Origin of the sequence: Sphingorhabdus sp. 109, assembly GCF_902506555.1 — a bacterium.
GTDB lineage: Bacteria > Pseudomonadota > Alphaproteobacteria > Sphingomonadales > Sphingomonadaceae > Parasphingorhabdus.
Genome location: NZ_LR732707.1, coordinates 2,627,709 through 2,645,276, shown reverse-complemented (window position 1 = coordinate 2,645,276; position 17,568 = coordinate 2,627,709). Strand labels below are relative to the sequence as shown.

20 protein-coding genes are annotated in these 17,568 nt (G+C 59.9%); 15 read left to right on the top strand and 5 right to left on the bottom strand.

Going from position 1 to position 17,568, the window contains the following annotated elements; all coding sequences use genetic code 11:
- Position 1: 1 nt before the first annotated feature.
- Genes BOSE62_RS12435 through BOSE62_RS12415 form a run of 5 tightly spaced genes read left to right on the top strand, consistent with a single transcriptional unit; the run spans position 2 to position 3,372 of the window.
- Positions 2-307 (top strand): DUF3572 domain-containing protein, encoded by a 306-nt coding sequence (locus BOSE62_RS12435; RefSeq protein WP_159646699.1) that lies wholly within the window; start codon positions 2-4, stop codon positions 305-307.
- The gene (locus BOSE62_RS12430) at positions 300-977 is read left to right on the top strand and encodes an HAD family hydrolase (protein WP_159646697.1); all 678 of its coding nucleotides are present in this window, start codon (positions 300-302) and stop codon (positions 975-977) included. Before BOSE62_RS12435 ends, BOSE62_RS12430 begins: the two co-directional genes overlap by 8 nt.
- Positions 978-989: 12 nt before the next feature.
- Positions 990-1,457 (top strand): RidA family protein, encoded by a 468-nt coding sequence (locus BOSE62_RS12425; protein ID WP_159646695.1) that lies wholly within the window; start codon positions 990-992, stop codon positions 1,455-1,457.
- 20 nt (positions 1,458-1,477) lie between these two features.
- Positions 1,478-2,212, top strand: coding sequence for a glycerophosphodiester phosphodiesterase family protein (locus tag BOSE62_RS12420; RefSeq protein ID WP_236554013.1), 735 nt, complete (start codon positions 1,478-1,480; stop codon positions 2,210-2,212).
- A 5-nt stretch (positions 2,213-2,217) separates the two neighbouring features.
- Positions 2,218-3,372: a GNAT family N-acetyltransferase gene (locus BOSE62_RS12415; protein WP_159646692.1), complete on the top strand. Its 1,155-nt coding sequence runs from the start codon at positions 2,218-2,220 to the stop codon at positions 3,370-3,372.
- A gap of 2 nt (positions 3,373-3,374) precedes the next feature.
- On the opposite strand, the gene BOSE62_RS12410 is transcribed toward BOSE62_RS12415, so the two are convergent.
- Positions 3,375-3,671, bottom strand: coding sequence for an SEL1-like repeat protein (locus tag BOSE62_RS12410; RefSeq protein WP_159646690.1), 297 nt, complete (start codon positions 3,669-3,671; stop codon positions 3,375-3,377).
- 173 nt (positions 3,672-3,844) lie between these two features.
- On the bottom strand, positions 3,845-4,684 hold the full coding sequence (gene panC / locus BOSE62_RS12405; RefSeq protein WP_159646688.1) for a pantoate--beta-alanine ligase: 840 nt from the start codon (positions 4,682-4,684) through the stop codon (positions 3,845-3,847).
- Positions 4,685-4,774: 90 nt separating this feature from the next.
- Between panC and BOSE62_RS12400 the strand changes: the two genes are divergently transcribed.
- The 3 genes from BOSE62_RS12400 (at position 4,775) to pgmG (ending at position 7,549) form a co-directional block, all read left to right on the top strand.
- The gene (locus BOSE62_RS12400; RefSeq protein WP_159646686.1) at positions 4,775-5,611 is read left to right on the top strand and encodes a division plane positioning ATPase MipZ; all 837 of its coding nucleotides are present in this window, start codon (positions 4,775-4,777) and stop codon (positions 5,609-5,611) included.
- 3 nt (positions 5,612-5,614) lie between these two features.
- The gene (locus BOSE62_RS12395; protein WP_159646684.1) at positions 5,615-6,049 is read left to right on the top strand and encodes a J domain-containing protein; all 435 of its coding nucleotides are present in this window, start codon (positions 5,615-5,617) and stop codon (positions 6,047-6,049) included.
- A gap of 90 nt (positions 6,050-6,139) precedes the next feature.
- Complete coding sequence (gene pgmG / locus BOSE62_RS12390) at positions 6,140-7,549, top strand: phosphoglucomutase/phosphomannomutase PgmG (RefSeq protein ID WP_159646682.1); 1,410 nt, start codon at positions 6,140-6,142, stop codon at positions 7,547-7,549.
- A 43-nt stretch (positions 7,550-7,592) separates the two neighbouring features.
- On the opposite strand, the gene BOSE62_RS17540 is transcribed toward pgmG, so the two are convergent.
- Together BOSE62_RS17540 and BOSE62_RS17535 are read right to left on the bottom strand one after the other, a co-directional pair.
- On the bottom strand, positions 7,593-7,715 hold the full coding sequence (locus tag BOSE62_RS17540; protein WP_268893907.1) for a hypothetical protein: 123 nt from the start codon (positions 7,713-7,715) through the stop codon (positions 7,593-7,595).
- A gap of 26 nt (positions 7,716-7,741) precedes the next feature.
- Positions 7,742-7,864 carry a hypothetical protein gene (locus BOSE62_RS17535; protein ID WP_268893906.1) on the bottom strand — a complete coding sequence of 41 codons (123 nt, stop codon included), beginning with the start codon at positions 7,862-7,864 and terminating at the stop codon, positions 7,742-7,744.
- A 357-nt stretch (positions 7,865-8,221) separates the two neighbouring features.
- On the opposite strand from BOSE62_RS17535, the gene BOSE62_RS12385 reads away from it, so the two are divergent.
- From BOSE62_RS12385 to BOSE62_RS12370, 4 genes are read left to right on the top strand one after another with little or no spacing between them, the layout of a single operon-like run.
- Positions 8,222-8,620, top strand: a complete 399-nt coding sequence (locus BOSE62_RS12385; protein WP_159646680.1) for an MAPEG family protein — start codon at positions 8,222-8,224, stop codon at positions 8,618-8,620.
- Between the two features lie 8 nt (positions 8,621-8,628).
- Positions 8,629-10,335, top strand: a complete 1,707-nt coding sequence (locus BOSE62_RS12380) for an N-acyl-D-amino-acid deacylase family protein (RefSeq protein WP_159646678.1) — start codon at positions 8,629-8,631, stop codon at positions 10,333-10,335.
- Between the two features lie 32 nt (positions 10,336-10,367).
- On the top strand, positions 10,368-10,781 hold the full coding sequence (locus tag BOSE62_RS12375; protein WP_159646676.1) for a DUF1801 domain-containing protein: 414 nt from the start codon (positions 10,368-10,370) through the stop codon (positions 10,779-10,781).
- A 7-nt stretch (positions 10,782-10,788) separates the two neighbouring features.
- The gene (locus BOSE62_RS12370; RefSeq protein WP_159646674.1) at positions 10,789-11,703 is read left to right on the top strand and encodes a histone deacetylase family protein; all 915 of its coding nucleotides are present in this window, start codon (positions 10,789-10,791) and stop codon (positions 11,701-11,703) included.
- Here BOSE62_RS12370 and BOSE62_RS12365 read toward each other — a convergent pair.
- Positions 11,693-12,784 (bottom strand): AI-2E family transporter, encoded by a 1,092-nt coding sequence (locus BOSE62_RS12365; protein WP_159646672.1) that lies wholly within the window; start codon positions 12,782-12,784, stop codon positions 11,693-11,695. The two genes, BOSE62_RS12370 and BOSE62_RS12365, sit on opposite strands and share 11 nt — an antisense overlap.
- A 37-nt stretch (positions 12,785-12,821) precedes the next feature.
- On the opposite strand from BOSE62_RS12365, the gene BOSE62_RS12360 reads away from it, so the two are divergent.
- The 3 genes from BOSE62_RS12360 to BOSE62_RS12350 are packed head-to-tail and all read left to right on the top strand — an operon-like array spanning position 12,822 to position 17,469.
- Entirely contained in the window at positions 12,822-13,931 is a 1,110-nt protein-coding gene (locus tag BOSE62_RS12360; RefSeq protein ID WP_236554009.1) for an MBL fold metallo-hydrolase, read from the top strand.
- A gap of 17 nt (positions 13,932-13,948) precedes the next feature.
- A complete protein-coding gene (locus BOSE62_RS12355; protein ID WP_159648035.1) occupies positions 13,949-16,459 on the top strand; it encodes a ligase-associated DNA damage response DEXH box helicase in 2,511 nt (836 codons plus the stop codon).
- A 59-nt stretch (positions 16,460-16,518) separates the two neighbouring features.
- Positions 16,519-17,469: a retroviral-like aspartic protease family protein gene (locus BOSE62_RS12350; protein WP_159646670.1), complete on the top strand. Its 951-nt coding sequence runs from the start codon at positions 16,519-16,521 to the stop codon at positions 17,467-17,469.
- Positions 17,470-17,568: the final 99 nt, after the last annotated feature.

Sequence of the window (17,568 nt, the reverse complement as noted above, 5' to 3'; positions counted from 1 at the left end):
AATGGAAACAAATCCCAATCTCGGGCCGGATAGTGAAATCCCGGATAATGAAATCATCGCCTTGCAGGCGCTCGGATGGGTGCTGCAGGATCAGGATCGCGCCGAGCGACTGCTCGCCCTGACCGGCCTCGATCCCCGCGAACTGCGGTCGGGACTCGAAGACCCGACAATGCTGTCATCACTGCTCGGTTTTCTCGCCAATCACGAACCCGATCTTGTCGCCTGCGCCGACGCTATCGGGGTCGCCCCCGCAAAACTCGCTGCAGCAGCGCAGCATTTAAACTCTTCCGGAGACTTTTATGAGTAACAAGCCGCTTCTGATCAGCGATTGCGACGAAGTCCTGCTGCACATGGTGGTCCCGTTCCAGCAATGGCTGGACAGTGACAAGCATATCCATTTCGACCTGGAAAACGGCAATAATTTCGCCAATGCCCTGCGCCATAAACATGATGGGACCCAGGTATTGCCGGAACAGATCTGGCCGATGCTGAAAGAGTTTTTCGACAATGAAATGCACCGGCAGGGCGCGATCGAGGGCGCGGTTGAATCGATCAACAGGCTCGGTGAAATCGCCGATGTCGTGATCCTGACCAATCTGCTCGATGACCGCCGCGAAGCCCGCGCCGAGCAGCTCAAGGCCGTCGGCATCGATTTTCCCGTCTATACCAACCAGGGCGGCAAGGGTGAACTGCTGGCCGGCATTCTCGCGAAATATGAGCCCAGCGTGACTGTTTTTGTCGATGATCTGGGTCACCAGCACGGCAGCGTCGCCAAACATGCACCCGACGTATGGCGCCTGCAAATGGTCGGTGAACCGATCATGGCCAGACATGTCACCACCAACCCGGCCGCCCACGCCCGGATTGATCGGTGGGCCGAGGCTACGGCCTGGATTTCTGACATATTTGACAATGCTGTACCGGCTCCAGCGATGGACTTGCCATCGCAAGAGCTTGACCCTGCCAACCATGCGTGAGAGTTTTGCCTTATGACTGACAATATTGAAAAAGCCCTGATCGCCAAGGGCATTGAATTGCCGACACCGGCAGCCCCGGTTGCCTCTTATGTTCCCGCCATCGAAGTGGATGGCATGCTCCACATCAGCGGACAGGTCTCCATGCACGACGGCAAGCTGATCACCGGCCGGCTGGGTGACGATATGTCGCTCGAAGACGGGCAACAGGCCGCCAAGGCCTGCGCGCTGATGATCGCGGCGCAAATCAAGCGAGCGGCCGGATCACTCGATCGGGTGGACCGGATCGTCAAGCTCGGGGTCTTCGTCAACAGCACCGCGGACTATACCGACCATCCCAAGGTCGCCAACGGTTGTTCGGATATGATGGAAGTGATTTTCGGAGCCGCCGGACAGCATGCCAGAAGCGCTGTGGGTGTGGCTTCGCTGCCGCTCGGTGTCGCGGTCGAGGTTGATGCCATCATTGCTCTGAAACCCGAGTGATCGGAGCGCTGCTAGACAATATGCTTGCGCCGGCTCCGGCGGCCGGACGGGTGGCATTTCTCAAAGGCCAGCCCTACGCGCATCGGGGTCTGCACGGAAGGGGCGTACTGGAAAACAGTCCCGCCGCCTTCGAGGCCGCGATCCAGTTGGGTCACGGAATTGAATGCGACGTCCAGGCCGCCGAAGATGGCCGCGCCTTTGTCTTCCATGACTATGAACTGGACCGGCTGACGGGCCAGAGCGGCCGGATAGGCAACTTGCGGGCCGACGATATTGACCGGATCCAGCTCAATGACGGCCATGGCAAGATTCCGCGTCTGCGCGAAACCCTTGCCCAAATCGGCGGACGGGTCCCGGTCCTGATAGAAATCAAGTCACGAAACAGGCGGGTCGGACCGCTATGTCTTTCGGTACGCCGGGCGCTGGAAGGCTATGGCGGTCAAGCAGCGATCATGTCTTTCAACCCGCTGGTCGGTGTCTGGTTTCGCAAAAATGCCGGTCATATCGTCCGCGGTCTGGTGGTTACCGAAGAGGGTAGCAGAAACTGGCGGGGCCGGATCGCGCGCCACCGCAATCTCTGGGCCGCAAAGCCCGATTTTCTGGCTTATGATATTCGCGATCTGCCGTCCCGTTTTGCCGCGGCCCAGCGGGCGCGGGGCCTGCCCATCGTCAGCTGGACGGTGCGATCCGCCCAGCAGGAACAAACCGCCGCCCTCTATGCAGACGAACCGGTATACGAGATCCCGGAGACCTGAACAGCATGCCCGTCACGCCACCCACCGCCAGCGAAATTTTCGCACGTGCTGCCGGCGATATCGCCAGCCTGCCGGCTGACCAGTGGGATGCCTGCGCAGGATCCGCCAATCCTTTTGTCTCGCACGCATTTCTGTCCGCAATGGAAGAATCGGGAAGCGTCGGCCCGGGTACCGGCTGGAAACCGCTGCCCATCGTCATCGAGGATGCTGCAGGAGAAATCGCCGCCTGCCTGCCCGGCTATCTCAAGTCGCACAGCCAGGGCGAGTATATTTTCGACCAGCAATGGGCCCATGCCTATGAAAATGCCGGCGGCCAATATTATCCCAAGATCCAGATCGCCGCGCCTTTTTCGCCGGTGCCAGGCCCGCGCCTGCTGTTGCGTGACCAATCCCTCGCGGTGCCGCTGTTGCGGGCGGCCGAGCAGCTGGCAGAAAATAACGGAATTTCTTCGGTTCATGCGACTTTTGTCAGCGAGGACCAGCTCGGCTATTTTTGCGAAGCCGGGTGGATGATCCGGACCGACAGCCAGTTCCACTGGCGCAATGACGGCTATCAGAGCTTCGATAACTTTCTAGACGCATTGTCTTCCCGGAAACGCAAGGCGATCCGCCGGGAACGAGCCAAGGCCCAGGAAGAAGTGGACATAGCCCATCTGTCAGGAGACGAAATCCAGCCGCATCACTGGGACTATTTCTGGGAATTTTATCAGGATACCGGGATGCGCAAATGGGGGCAGCCCTATCTGACCCGCGAAGCCTTTGACCTGCTGCAGCAGAAGATGGGTGAGAAGCTGCTGCTGATATTTGCAATGCAGGAGGGCGTTCCGGTGGCGGGGGCTCTCAATGTCATTGGTGAAGACACACTATACGGACGCTATTGGGGCTGCACGCGCAACATCCCGTTCCTGCATTTCGAGATTTGCTATTATCAGGCAATCGATGCGGCGATCGCACGCGGACTGAAAACGGTCGAGGCCGGAGCGCAGGGCAACCACAAGCTGGCGCGGGGCTATCAGCCGGTGCCGACTTGGTCAGCTCATTATATCGTCGATCCGGGATTTCGTTCGGCAATTGCAGACTATCTCGAACGCGAGCGGCAGGCGGTTGCTGCCGATATCGAATTTCTGGCCGAAATGGGGCCATTCAAGAAAACCGGCTAGCGTCAGGCTGCGCGGCGCGAGCATTCCTGCAGCCAACTGCGCGCTTCCCGCTGCGCTTCGGCAATTTCCCGCGCTGTCATATCAAGCGAGATTTCTGCGCGACAGATCTTGCTTTCGTCATGGCCGGACAATGCCGCCAGGTTGAACCATTTGTGCGCTTCGATCAAATCGACCTCGACGCCATCCGAACCGGTGGAATAGATCACCCCCAGATCAAAATATGCGTTGCTGCTACCATGCGATGCCTCGGCGAGGCGGCTTTCTATCAGAAAGGCCGCGCTTTTCATGCTGTTGCCCATATCGTCAGTCCCTGTTCCTGTTGCCGCATTTCCTGGCGACAGGCCAACTTTCACCGCAATGTCCTAAAGAAATGGTTAACGCGAATCGCAACAATCCGGTTTTACTGCGTCAAAAGCCCGCGAAATCAGCGAGTTTTACCGATTTATTTGGTTAACCGGACGGCGCTGCAAGCCTAGGAAACAGGGATATTGTCGATCAACCGCGTCCTGCCGATATGGGCGGCGGCGAAAAGACGGGCGGGTTTGCTAAAAATATCGAGAATTGTCAGCCGATTGGCATCGCGAAGCTCGAAATAATCTATTTTGTGAAAGCCGGAAGCGCGTATTCTGGCCTTCGCACCCTCCAATATATCGGCGATATTGCCGCCCGCCGCGATCGCATTGGCCGCTTCCCGCATGGCATCGGGCAGGGCCACCGCATTGGCTCTCTGCTCTTCGGTCAGATAGGCGTTGCGCGAGGACAGGGCCAGCCCGTCGGGATCACGGACGGTCGGCACGCCGACAATATCATGGGTGAAATCCAGATCGCGCGCCATCCGGCGGATCACGGCAAGCTGTTGATAGTCTTTCTCTCCGAAATAAGCGGCATCGGGGCGGACCTGGTTGAACAGTTTTGCCACCACAGTGGCGACACCGTCAAAATGGCCCGGACGCGCTGCACCGCATAAACCATCGCTGATACCGCCGACACTGACATGGGTGGCATAACCGTCCGGATAGACCTGATCGGCCGTGGGCGCCCACAGCAGCTTTACCCCCGCAGCCTCCAGCAGAGCCGCATCGGCGGCTTCCTGACGCGGATAGGCGTCCAGATCTTCGCCCTCGCCGAACTGGGTCGGATTGACGAAGATTGACGCGACCACCGTGTCACATTGCTCCATCGCCGTTTCCACCAGCCGCATATGCCCGGCGTGCAGAGCGCCCATGGTCGGGACCAGCCCGATCCTGGTTCCGGTTTTGCGAAACGCCGCCAAAGCGTCCCGCAGCGGGTCAAGCTGTCGAACAATTTGCATGGAAATTTCTTTGCGTTTAGATTTTTCAGTCAGGCTCGTGTAGGCTATGGGACGGTAATTCATCGTTCGCAAGGGCCAACAACAGGGGGTATGGATCAGACCGTGACCAGCAGTGCGTATCATATTGTCTTCGCCAACGAAAAGGGCGGGACCGGGAAGTCGACCACCGCAGTCCATGTCGCCGTTGCCCTGGCCTATCAGGGACATAAGGTCGGGATCATCGATCTCGATCCGCGTCAGCGAACATCCTATCGCTATCTGGAAAATCGGGACGCGACGATGCAGCGCCTGAACATCGATATCCCGCGCCCCTTTTATGAGGTGTTCGAGGAGGACAATCTGGCCCGCCTCGAGCAGATGATCGCACAAATGGCGGAAAATGTCGATTTTCTCCTGTTCGACACGCCGGGTCGCGATGACAAGTTCGCCCGTTTCGTAGCGACAAGAGCCAATACGCTGGTCACCCCGATCAACGACAGCTTTGTCGATTTTGACCTGATCGGACAGGTCGATCCGGAAACCTACAAGGTCCGCAAGCTCAGCTTTTATGCGGAACTGATCTGGGATGCACGCAAGGCGCGGGCCAAGGCGGACGGCACGACAATCGACTGGGTATTGCTGCGCAACCGGACGCAATATGTCGAAGCGCATAATATGAAAAGAATCGTCGCGGCACTCGGCGAATTGTCGCAGAGAGTCGGCTTTCGCATCATTCCCGGCCTCAGCGAGCGGGTGATCTACCGCGAGCTTTTTCCGGCCGGCCTGACCATGCTCGACAAGAAATATCTCGGCCGGCTTGCCACCAGTCATCTGGCCGCGCGCCAGGAATTGCGCGAACTCATCAAGCATCTGGCACTGCCGCAGACCGCGGATCAGATCGCCGCCGACACAGCGGCAACCCGTTCGAAACCCAAGCTGGTGGCCTGACGGATGACGCCGTTGCTGATCTTTGGCGGCGCGATTCTGGCCTGGCTGGTGCTTTCGGGCAAAGCCAAGACGATGACCGCCAACCAATGGCTGGCGCTCGTGGTCGCGTTGCTGGGCGCGAATTTCCTGCGCGGCGGCAGCTGGATCATGGGCGGCGCGATGCTCGCCGGTGCGGCGTTTCTGAGCGGCTGGCGGATCTTGATCCCGGCACGTGATGCGGAAGAGCCGAAGCGCAAGCCGCGCAATTTCGAGCTGGACCGGGCGCGGTCTCTACTGGGCGTCAGCGATGAGGCGGGCTTTGTCGAGATCAAAGCAGCCTGGAAAGAACGGCTGGCCGAACATCATCCCGACAATGGCGGGGACGAGCAGCTGGCCAAGATGATCAACCGGGCGCGCGACATATTATTGGAAGAATTGGAAGCATCTTCGCGCCGGTAGCCCACCCGTCACATTTTGTCACTATCGCTGGATTTTCAGGAAACTGCGCCTTAGAAACAAAGGCCAGTCCAACCAATCAAGGCGATGACCATGACCGCTCCGACATCCCATCAATTCCATCCCACTTCCCTGCGCGAATATGATATTCGCGGCATTATCGGCGAGACGCTGGGAGCGGAGGATGCCTATGCGATAGGCCGGGGTTTCGGAACCCTGATCGCGCGCGATGGCGGGACGGCGGTGGCAACCGGATTTGATGGTCGCGACAGTTCGCCGATGTTGGAAGAGGCTCTTGTCCGCGGCCTCAATGATGCCGGAATCAATGCCATTTCTGTCGGAATGGGCCCCACTCCGATGCTTTATTATGCCGAATCTGTACTGAAAACGGTCCAGGGCGGCATAATGATTACCGGAAGTCACAATCCGGCCAATTATAACGGCTTTAAAATGGTGTTTCAGGGCCGCCCCTTTTTCGGCGCCGACATTCTGGGACTGGGCACGATGGCAGCCAGCGGAGACTGGGACAGCGGAACGGGTACGTTGGAGCGGATCGATATCGAGGACGAATATGTCGAACGCCTGCTGAAGAATTTCACCGGCGGTGCGTTCAAGGTCGGATGGGATTGCGGTAACGGCGCTGCCGGACCGGTGATCGAGAAGCTGACGAAACTGCTCGGCGATCGCGGCGCCGGCGAGCATCATCTGCTCTTCACCGATGTCGACGGGTCCTTCCCCAACCATCATCCCGATCCGACCGAGGAAAAGAATCTCGCCGACCTGAAGGCACTGGTTGCGGAGAAAGGCCTCGACTTTGGCGTGGCCTTTGACGGCGACGGCGACCGCATTGGCGCGATCGACGGCGAGGGTCGGGTGATCTGGGGCGACCAGTTGCTGCAAATCTATGCCGAGGATGTGCTGAAGAGCGAACCCGGCGCGACGATCATTGCGGACGTCAAGGCCTCGCAGGCACTCTATGACCGGATCTCGGAATGCGGTGGCAAGCCATTGATGTGGAAAACCGGCCACAGCCTGATCAAGTCGAAGATGAAGGAAACCGGTTCGCCTCTAGCCGGCGAAATGAGCGGCCATGTTTTTTTCAAGCATGATTATTACGGTTTCGACGACGCGCCTTATGCCGCGATCCGGCTGATTCAGGCGGCAACCAACATCGGCAAGAGCGTGACGCAACTGCGCAGCGATATGGTGGATATGATCAACACGCCGGAAATGCGCTTTCAGGTCGACGAGAGTCGCAAGTTCGCGGTGATCGACGAAATTTTGGAGCGGCTTTCGGCCAGCCGCGCCGATGTCAACGACACCGACGGCGCGCGGGTCAATACCGACGACGGCTGGTGGCTGCTGCGGGCAAGCAATACCCAGGATGTGCTGGTCGCCCGGGCCGAAGCCAAATCACAGGACGGGCTCGACCGGTTGATGGCACAGATTGACGAACAGCTGGCCTTGTCGGGGCTGGAGCGCGGGGAAAGCGTCGGACACTGACTTCCGTTTGCTCCCTCGCGTGATTGTCACCGGCCTGCGGCTATCAGATGAAAGTCGAAAGGCTGCCATTTGTCGCGGGACCAATGGAACTGATCACGGATATGGCCGAACAGACAAGAGCGGCGAAACCGACGGCGATTTCCTGACGAAATGTGAAGCGGGGCATGTTTTGTTCCTTCCGGTGGGCGGGATTTATGCGATCAGGGCAGCGCTACTCTGAACCGCAGGACCAACGCTGGCGGAAACCAGGACAGCAGCGGAGAAAAGAGCGGCAACGGCGGCGACGACGTGGTTCTGGATATTTACGTTCAACATTTTTCATTCCTTTTCTTAAATTCAGGCCTTCGAAACGGGTTGTTAGCGAAGATGCCAACAGCTTTGCACGGGGCGTGCCAGTTTCAAAATATTGAAATATTTCAAGATCTTAGATCAATGAATCCCGAAAGGAAAACTTGATAGATACCGAGTAGTGGGGAATATTCCCAATATTTGGTTTGGCATTGCTGCCCAATCGACCGGAATCAAGCTCACCAACCGCCACAGACGAGACTGTGCCGCAAGAAGGTGGTTCGCGAACTCTCCCCGGCAGCCGTTTCTTATCGAAATGCACTATGGCCAGGCTCGACCCGATCGTTCAGGACAGTCTGAAAAAGGGATGGGGATTAGGGCATAATGGACCCGTATATTTATGTGGCGACTGTCAGCGCCTTGGCTTTGCTCGCTTATTATTTCACTTTGCTGATGGCCGGCCTGGCGCGCGGCCGGTTCAAGATCGTGCCGCCATCGCATAGCGGCCCCCCCGAATATGAGCGCCATGTCCGCGCACATCAGAACACGCTGGAACATCTGGTGCTGTTTCTGCCCGGCCTGTGGCTGTTCGCTTATGTCGTCAGCCCCTATTGGGCGGCGGCTATCGGATTGATCTGGCCGTTCATGCGAGTCGGCTATGCGCTGGGCTATCACAGGGCGCCGGAAAAACGGTTGCTGTGGCTCTACGCCAGCATGCCGCCCATCTATATATTCGTACTTGGCACCTTGATCGGTGGCATCGTTCAGCTTGTGAGAGGGTGAATTTAAACATGACCAAAATATATGATCTGGTAATTCGCGGCGGCACCATCGCCGACGGCAGCGGCGGTGATCTCTTTAACGGCGATATCGCGGTCAGCGACGGCAGGATCGCGGCAATCGGGCAGGTGCCCGGAACCGGTCGCGAAGAAATCGACGCGACGGGCAAAATCGTCACCCCCGGCTTTATCGATGTCCACACCCATTATGACGGCCAGTGCATCTGGGCGGAAGAACTCAGCCCGTCGTCTTCACACGGCGTAACCACGGCGATCATGGGCAATTGCGGCGTCGGTTTCGCGCCGTGCCGCAAGGACGATCACGACATGCTGATCAATGTGATGGAGGGCGTCGAGGATATTCCCGGCGTGGTCATGGCCGACGGCCTGCCGTGGAGCTGGGAGACTTTTCCTGAATATCTCGACGTGGTCGAGAAGGGCAAGCGCGATATCGATATTGCGGCCTATCTGCCGCATTCCCCCTTGCGCGTATATGCCATGGGCGCGCGCGGTGCGTCCCGCGAACCGGCCAATGATGATGATCTGGCGATGATGCGCAAATTGGCGCGGGAAGCGATGGAAGCCGGAGCGATCGGCTTTGCCACCTCGCGGCTGTCGATTCACAAGACCGCCGACGGCGGCTCCATTCCGACATTTGAAGCGGACGTCGCCGAGCTGGAAGCGATCTGCGGCGGCATGAAGGATGCCGGCACGGGAACCTTTCAGGTCGTGCTCGATGCCTTTGTCGGCTGGGACAAGGAATATCAGGTGATCGAGCGGGTGGTGGAAAGCTCCGGCCGGCCGGCGACGTTCACGCTCGCCTCGGGCAATGACGGCCCGCCGCGCTGGCGCAAGGTTCTCGATATGATTGAGGCGACCAACGCGAATGGCGGCAAAGCCACCGCCCAGATCATGCCGCGCCCGATCGGGCTGATCGCCGGGCTGGAGCTGACCGTCCATCCGTTCATTCTCTGCCCGAGCTGGGCGAAGATTGCCGACCTGTCCATAGAGGAGCAGGTTGCGGCGATGCACGATCCGGACTTGCGCGAGGCGCTGCTGAGCGAAGAATTCGAGCCCGGCCATCCGTTCAACGCACTGGCCCGCGACTGGAACTGGCTGTTCCCGCTCGACAATCCGCCGGATTATGCGCCGCCAAAAGAGATGAGCATGGCCGGGCAGGCGGCGGCCAAGGGCTGCACGCCGCAGGAGATCGCCTATGACCGGCTGCTCGATACCGACGGCAAGGGCCTGTTCCTCGCCGCTTTGGGCAATTATGAAAATGGTACGCTGGCCAGCGCCCATGAAATGCTCAGCCACCCGTACTGCATCCCCGGCCTTGGCGACGGTGGTGCCCATTATGGCGCGATTTGTGACGCCAGCTACTCGACCTATTTGCTGACCCAATATGTCCGCAATCCGGGAGCCGAGAGCTTTGAACTGGCGGAAGCCATCCATATGCTGTCGCACAAGGCCGCCAAAGCGGTCGGACTGGACCAGCGCGGCCTGCTCAAGCTTGGCGCAAAGGCGGATATCAATGTGATCGACCTCGACAAGCTGCAATTGCATCTGCCGGAGATCGTCCGCGATCTGCCGGCCGGCGGGCAACGCCTGCACCAGCGCGCCACCGGCTATGATGCGACCATCGTATCCGGCGAGATCATCCGGCGCTTCGACCAGTCGACAGGCGCGCGGCCGGGGCGGCTGATACGGGGCGCGTGACAAAAAGCCCGGCCGGCTGATAATGAGTCGGAATGACAGACGCAATTCCCGAACCCACGCGCTCCGCCTGGGAAGATTTTCCGGAACCACTGGCCGAAAGGCTGGTGCAGCTCCGCCAGTTGGTGCTGGAGGTCGCACGCGAGAATCCGGCTATCGGTCCGCTGGAAGAGACGGTCAAATGGGGAGAGCCGGCATTTCTGACGGCGGCGAGCGGGTCGGGCACCACCGTGCGGATCCATCGGCACAAGAAATCCCCGGACACATATGCGCTCTATGTGCATTGCCAGACCGATCTGGTCGAACGCTACCGGCAGCTATATGATGACGAACTGACCTTTGACGGCAATCGCGCTGTGCTGTTTGACAGCAAAGAAGAACCGCCCGTCGAGGCCGTCAAACATTGTATCGCCATGGCGCTGACCTACCATCTGCAGAAGCGTAGCTAGCTCATCCATGCTCCACATTGTCCACCATCCCGATTATGTCGCGCCACGCCCGGCAAACGGCAGCTTTGTCTTTGACAAATATCGGCTGGTGATGGAGGCGATCCGGAACCATGCGCCGCTGCACCAGGCCCATCAGCCCGTGCTGATGGAGCGAAAGTGGATAGAGGCGGTGCATGACCCGGACTATGTCGAGCAGGTGCTGAGCGCCACTGTTCCACGTGAAATAGAACGGCGGATCGGCTTCCCGGTGTCCGCGGAGATTGCCAGCCGTGTGCAATATACGTCGGGCGGCACCTGGCTGGCCGCGCGGCTGGCCCTCCAACATGGCTATGCAGCGAACAGCGCCGGTGGCAGCCATCATGCGCTGGCCGACACCGGCGCCGGCTATTGCGTGTTCAACGATCTGGCGATCGCCGCCAACCGGCTGCTGGCGGAGGGCGACGCGCGCCGGATATTGATTGTCGATCTTGATGTGCACCAAGGCGACGGCACCGCCGTATTGCTGGCCGGGCGCGAGGATGTGTTCACCCTGTCGATCCATAATGAACGCAATTTCCCGACCAGAAAGGCCCGCTCCAGCCGCGATATTGCGCTGCCCGATGCGGTGGAAGACGAGGCCTATCTGGCGATACTGGATGGCGCGCTCGATGACATTCTCGGGTGCTTTAACCCGGACATGCTGCTCTATCAGGCAGGGGTCGACCCGCATGCCGATGACCGGCTCGGCCGGCTGGCGCTCACCGATTCCGGACTCGAACAGCGCGACCGGATGGTCATCCGCAAGGCCCGTGACCGCGGCATTGCCGTCGCCAGTGCGCTAGGGGGCGGCTATGGCCATGACCATCATGCGGTGGCGCTGCGCCATGCGCGGTCGATGATGACGATGGCGGACGAAGCGGCGCGCCGCGCGACTATTCGCTAACTTTTTCCGGCTCCACCTGACCCTGCTGCATGTCGGAGAAGATGCTCCAGATCGCGATGAACAGAGCGGCTACCAAGGGGCCGATGACAATGCCGTTGATCCCGAACAGCTGCAGACCGCCAAGCGTCGAGATCAACACGACATAGTCGGGCATCCGCGTGTCGCGGCCGACAAGGATCGGGCGGACGAGATTGTCGACCATGCTGATCACGAACACGCCGCAAAGCACCAGAACGACGGCCTGCCAGACATCACCGGTGATGAACAGATAAAGGGCGACCGGGACCCAGACAAAGCCCGTGCCGATGGCCGGAATCAGCGAGAATATCCCCATCAATACCGCCCATAACAAGGCGCCGCGGATGTCGAGTGCCCAGAAGACGAGGCCGCCGAGGCTGCCCTGGATGATCGCGATGATCAGGCTGCCCTTGATCGTCGCGCGGATGACCACGAGGAATTTTTCCATCAGAATGCGCCGCTTTTCCTCTCCGAGCGGCACCATCTGTTCGATCCGGTCGCTCAGCGCGCGGCCGTCGCGCAGCAGGAAGAAGGTTAGATAGAGCATGACGCCAAGGGCGAGCATGAACTGGAAGGCGCCTTGGCCGACGCTGAGCAGCTGGGTTACCAGAAATTCGAGAATGGCGGATATCGACTGTTCGATTTCCGCCCTTATGCTGGCGAAATCGCCATAGCCATAAGCGGCGAGCTGGTTCTGCACCCATTGCGGCAGACTATTTTCAAAGGCCGCAAAAACAGCGCCGAAATCGATTTCCCCTTCTTGGATCCGCAGATAGATGGTGGCCGCTTCCTGCGCCAGCGCCATGCCGAGCAAAATCGTAGGGACGATGACCAGCAGGAGAATCAGAATCAGCGTGATCGCGGCAACCAGATTGGTCCGGTCGGGCAGGTAGCCCAGCAGCCGTTCGTAGACCGGCCGGAACAGGACCGCGACGACCACGCCCCAGACGACAGCGCCGAAAAAAGGCTCGATCAACACCGCGAAGGCCAGCGAGATGATGACCAGCAGCGTGATCATGAAACCCCATTCGACGCGATTGTTCGATATTGTCCGGTTATCCATCTTAGGCGCTCTTGTTGGGTCTGGCGTGGCGACCGCGTTGAAATTTTTCCAACCGGCAGATACGGCAATATTGCAGACCGGGCAAGGATCGGGCGCGATCCCGGCAATATTCTCCGGCAGAAACGGACATCTGTTCAAAGCCCCTGAAAGCTGCAACAGTGGACGTCCGGATTGTGCAGAGGGTGGAGAAACGATGACGTCAATTCCCTTTCAAAAAGGACTGGTCGAGACCGGCAACGGGATTTACGCTTATCTGCAGCCCGATGGCGGCTGGGGCTGGTCCAATGCCGGACTGATCAGCGACGGCGGCGAATCCCTGCTCGTCGATACGCTGTTCGATGCCAGCCTGACCCGCGAAATGCTGGGCGTCATGGCTGATGCCGCCGGGGTTGGCGCCGACGATATCGGCGTGATCGTCAACACCCATGCCAATGGCGACCATACCCACGGCAATGGCTGCTGCGCCCGAGCCGAAGTGATCGCGTCGGAAGCCAGCGCACGCGAAATGGCGGAATTGCCGGCCAGCGCGCTGGCCGCGATCATGGAACAGGCCCGGGCCATGGGACCGGCAGGACAATATCTGGTCGATATTTTCGGCCGTTTCGATTTCTCCGATGTGGCGGAAAAAGCACCGACGCAGACATTCACCGGTCGGCACAGCCTGAAGGTCGGCGACAAGCCGGTCGATCTGATCGAAGTCGGCCCGGCGCATACCGCCGGTGACATATTGGTCCATGTTCCGGACGACAGGACCGTCTTTACCGGCGACATATTGTTCATCGAGGGGACACCGATCATGTGGGCGGGACCGGTATCCAACTGGATCGCCGCCTGCGACACGATCATCGATCTCAAGGCCGAGACCATTGTGCCCGGCCACGGTCCGATCACCGATGTCCATGGCGTGCGGCGGGTGCAGGACTATTTGCGCTATATCGATCAGGAAGCGCGCAAGCGGTTTGACGCCGGCCTGTCGGTCCGCGACGCGGCGCATGATATTCGGCTCGGCGACTTTTCCAGTTGGGGAGACAGCGAGCGGATCGCGGTCAATGTCGCGACGCTCTACCGGGAATATAGCGGCGATATGACCCCGCCGGACGTCGTCCAGCTGTTCGGACTGATGGCGGAGTTGAAACAACAGGAATGAAGCGCCATTCAGATGCAATGGCCCGTGACAACATTCCCTCGATCCTGAGCGACTGGTTCGCCACGCGCGGCTGGCGCGTGCGGCCGCACCAGCTGGCAATGCTCCAGGCGGCCCGGGCGGGACGTCATGCCCTGCTGACGGCGCCGACGGGTGCGGGCAAGACTCTGGCGGGTTTCTTGCCGACACTGGTGGAACTGGTTGAAGGCGAGACAGCGACATCCATTCGCCCCGAGCCCGTCGCAGGATCGATGGCGCACGGCCCGGTGATTCGACAGGCTCAACACGAACGGCACGACCTCCACACGCTCTATATCTCGCCGCTCAAGGCGCTCGCCGTCGATGTGCAGCGCAACCTGCTGACGCCGATCGCGGAAATGGGCCTGCCGATCACGGTCGAGACTCGCAGTGGCGATACGCCGGCCAATCGCAAGGCGCGGCAACGGGTAAAGCCGCCGCAGATTTTGCTGACCACACCGGAATCGCTCAACCTGCTGCTCAGCCAGCCGGAAAGCCTTGCCCTGTTCGCGGGTCTCCGGCGCGTTGTAATCGACGAGGTGCACGCCTTTGCCACCGGCAAGCGCGGTGACCTGCTCGCGCTCTCGCTGGCGCGGCTGCAAAAAATCGCCCCGGAGATGCAGCGGGTCGCCCTGTCCGCGACGGTGGCCGAGCCGGACGATTTCCGCGCCTGGCTCGCGCCTAATGGCGATATCGATACCGTCACCCATGTGCTGGGCGCGGAGGGCGCGCCGGCCGACGTATCGATCATGCTGCCCGAGACACCCGAGGGCGATCTGGTGCGGGTGCCCTGGGCCGGTCATGCCGGGACTTATGCGATACCGCAGGTTATGGAGCAGATACGCAAGAACCGGATGACCCTGATCTTCTGCAACACGCGGTTTCTCGCCGAGTTCACGTTCCAGCAGCTGTGGAACATCAACGACGAGACGCTCGCCATCGGCGTCCATCACGGCAGCCTGTCGAAGGAAGCCCGGCGCAAGGTCGAAAACGCCATGGCGTCAGGGAAGATGCGAGCGCTGGTCTGCACCGCCTCGCTCGACCTCGGGGTCGACTGGGGCGATATTGATTGCGTGATCCAGATGGGCGCACCCAAGGGCTCCTCGCGCCTGCTGCAGCGGATCGGCCGCGCCAACCACCGTCTGGATGTCTCGTCCAAGGCCCTGCTCGTACCGGGCAACCGCTTTGAATATCTCGAGGCGCAGGCGGCGCTTGATGCCGTCAATGAAGGCCGCCGCGACGGCGAGCCGTTTCGCGCCGGCGGTCTCGACGTGCTCGCCCAGCACGTTATGAGCTGCGCCTGCGCCGGTCCGTTTCAGGAGGATGATCTGCTCGACGAGGTGCAAAGCGCATTGCCTTATAGCGCCCTGTCGAAAGAACAGTTCGAGCGGGTGCTGAACTTCACCCGCGACGGCGGCTATGCGCTCAAGGCCTATGACAGATTCAAGCGGCTGCGGCGTGACGCAAAAGGTGTGTGGAGCCTTACCCATCCGAAATTCGCCGCCCAGCACCGGCTGAATGCGGGGATCATCGTCGACGCGGCGATGATGAATGTCCGCTTCAAGAACGGTCGCAATCTCGGCAAGGTCGAGGAAGGCTTTGCCGCCATGCTATCGGTCGGCGACACGTTCTTCTTCGCCGGACTGAGCCTCGAGCTGATCAAGATGGATGCCAGCGATGTTATCGTCCGCGCGGCCAAAAAAGCCGCAATGATCCCCAGCTATGGCGGCGCGCGGCTGCCGCTGACCACCCATTTGTCCGACCGGGTTCGGGGCTTTCTGACCGACCGCGCCGGCTGGGCCCGCTTCCCCGATGATGTGCGCGAATGGCTGGAGATGCAGGACCATCGCTCGGTCATGCCCGAGCCGGGGCAATTGCTGGTCGAGACCTTTCCGCACAAGAAGCTGCATTATATGGTCTGCTACAGTTTCGAGGGCTGGAATGCGCACCAGTCACTCGGCATGCTGCTGACCCGGCGGATGGAGGATCGCGGCCTCAAGCCGGTCGGCTTTGTCGCCAATGATTACGCACTGGCCTGTTATAGCGTCGAACCGGTGACCAATCCCCGTCCCCTTTTCAGCGCCGACATATTGGAAGGGGAATTTTTCGACTGGGTCGAGAATTCGCATCTGCTCAAGCGCGCCTTTCGCGAGGTCGCGGTGATCAGCGGACTGGTCGAGCGTCAGCATCCCGGCAAGCGCAAGACCGGCAAGCAGGTCACCTTCTCGACCGACCTGATTTTCGACGTGCTCCGCAAATATGAGCCGGATCATCTTTTGATGCAGGCGGCCTGGGCAGACGCGAGGGCGCGGATGACCGATGTCGGGAGACTGGGCGACCTGCTCGACCGGGCGGCGGAGTCGATCATCCATGTCGAACTGGAGCGGGTCAGTCCGCTGGCGGTGCCGGTGCTGGTTATGATCGGGCGCGAACATGTTGCGCAGGGGGCAACCGACGACGCGTTGCTGATCGAGGCGGAATCGCTGATCAGCGAGGCGATGACGCTGGACTAGAACGGGCTGGCCACTGGCCGGGATTTGGCGCCTGGCCGTTTTTGTCCTAAAGTGGCGAAATGGCTTGTCCGACGATGCTGTTGCCCGTCTGTGCGTCGCTTCTCGCGGCTCAGCCGCTTGTGCCGCTTCAGGGCGAACCGCAAACCGAAGCCCGCATCGCCGACACGCTGCCGGAGGAATTTCTCCAGTCCGATCCGGAACAGATAGCGATCGCCAGCGACCGGCTCGACCGGATGACGGTTGCGGTGCGCATCGCTGACAGCGGCCCCTATCGGTTCATCATCGATACGGCTTCGCAGCGCACCATATTGTCGAAGGAAATCGCCGGCGCGCTGGCCCTCGATGTGGAAGACCAGGTCCGGATAATCGCTCTGGCCGGAACCACCATCGTCGAGACCGTTTATGTGCCCAGCCTGACTCTGGGAAAACGCAGCTATGACAGTCTGGTTTCGCCGACATTCCGGAAGGCCAATATCGGCGCCGATGGTGTGCTCGGACTCGACAGTCTGCAGGGACAACGGATATTGTTCGACTTTCTCGGCAAGAATATTTCGGTCGAAGATACAACAAAGAAGCTGAAAAGCCGCTCCCTCCGCGAAATCGTGGTCACGGCACGGCGGCGGTCCGGCCAGCTGATTTTTACCAATGCCACGATAGCCGGGGTCAAAACCAGCGTGATCATCGACACGGGCGGCGAGCTTTCGATCGGCAACAAGGCGCTGCAGCGGCGGTTGCGCATCCCATCTTCCGCGCTCGTCAAAACCAGTCTGGTTGATGTCACCGGCCGCTCGATCGAAGCCGATTACGGCATTGCCGAGGAATTGCTGATCGGGCGCGCGCGTTTCGGTATCATCCCGATTGCCTTTGCCGATATTGCCCCGTTCAAGGCGCTGAAACTGGAAAAGAAGCCAGCGCTCTTCCTCGGCATGGACGCGCTGCGCAAATTCGACCGGGTGGCAATCGATTTCGCCAACCGGAAAATCTATTTCCTGATCCCGAAAGATGGCTGAGAATCTTCTTTGTCGAAGCAAAATATAGATTATGCTATAACCGCCCCAACCGGGTCATCAGGCACTAAGCTGTCACTGCCCGGCACACACAGATTGGAG